The following is a 1,306-nucleotide window of genomic DNA, read 5'->3' as shown; positions in this document are numbered from 1 at the left end:
CAGCGTGGAGACGACCATGACCACCCGCTGCTTCATGCCGCCGGACAGCTCGATCGGGTAGCGGTCGAGCACGTCCTTCGACAGGCCCACCAGTTAGTTCCTCCTGAGATATCCTTATTTCTAAAGGCTTCTAAAGTCACTTTTTTCCCATTTTCTCGCTCTAATAAAACTTGAGCCACCCCGTTTTCTCCTCTAAGCCATTGAGAAGCTAAAAAAGGCGTTCCGGTCAAACGTGAAAACTCGACTTTGACTTGCTTAAATTCTTTGTCCGTTAATAGTTGCTCTTCCAATACTGCTAAATTTATTCGGTTCAAATGGCCTCTAAAGTTTTGCCAAAGTGCTTCTTCCGACTTCAAGTCCGGACGATAAGTCCACTGATTTTCTTTCTCACTTAAGATCTGTATGAACTGGTTTTCAATCATTTGTTCCGAATGACTCATTTGATCCCCCTCATTTCCATAGTTTCCACCATTTTTTAGATTCTGTTTTTACCGGCTCTTTTTCTTTTGCCTTGTTTCGTTCTTTTTCTGATAACCTCAATTGAGCTTTCAATTCATTGATTTCTTCCTGCGCCTCACCCCTTATCGACGAGCCATCTTTCATATCCTCCTGAGGCATTTTAAGAGCTTTCAATTCATTGATTTCTGATTTATACTCTTCTAGTACTTTTTTATCCTGTAAGGCTAGACGTTGTTGCTGGTCTAATAGCTTATGAAGATCTTTTTTTTCTGATTGGAGTTCGGACACTAGATTCCTTAAAAATAAAATCTCTTCATTCCCCTCTGGATTGTCATCAACTGAATTATCCACGTTGTCGTCAACAAAAACTTTTTGTTGACGTTTTTTAGTTGACGTTTTGTTAAAAAAAGCATTCTTAATAACTTTTTGACCATCAACGTCAACGTAAACGGTATTTCCTTTTTTTGACGTAAATTGACGTAAATCTATTGACGATTCTTTTTTTATTTTTTGCCATACAGCTTGCTTTGAAACACCTATTTCATCCGCAAGCTCTTTGATTGTCTTTAACTTTTCACTCATCATAAGTCCTGCCTTTTAACCGTGGGTAGGTATTGCTCGATTGCTTTTTTGAGATACTTAGTGATATTTTTCTTTGAGTAGTCTTCTCGCTTGGCTCTCACATAAGACAAGTGGTCTTTGACCCCATTCAAACCTCGTAAGTCTTTCAGTTCGTCATAGAGAGGGTACACGTGTGCTTGTAAGCCTGAAAGAATTTTAGTATCCGTCAAGTCTAGATAAGACAATAAGAAATGTTCCATAAGCAGCTTGGTATACGGACTTTTTA

Annotated in this window: 1 protein-coding gene and 2 pseudogenes; all 3 read right to left on the bottom strand. The window is 39.0% G+C overall.

The window, feature by feature from the left end; all coding sequences use genetic code 11:
* Window positions 1-105: pseudogene (locus ABZ857_RS44260) on the bottom strand (ABC transporter ATP-binding protein); the annotation flags it as partial.
* Window positions 106-450: 345 nt separating this feature from the next.
* A complete protein-coding gene (locus ABZ857_RS44255; protein WP_058212880.1) occupies window positions 451-1,041 on the bottom strand; it encodes a RepB-like protein in 591 nt (196 codons plus the stop codon).
* A pseudogene (locus ABZ857_RS44250) lies at window positions 1,041-1,306 on the bottom strand (RepB protein); the annotation flags it as partial. The gene ABZ857_RS44255 and the pseudogene ABZ857_RS44250, both read right to left, overlap by 1 nt.

The sequence above is a fragment of the Microbispora sp. NPDC046933 genome (assembly GCF_040644635.1).
In the GTDB taxonomy this organism is placed as follows: Bacteria; Actinomycetota; Actinomycetes; order Streptosporangiales; family Streptosporangiaceae; genus Microbispora.
This window is presented reverse-complemented; position numbering and strand designations above follow the sequence as displayed.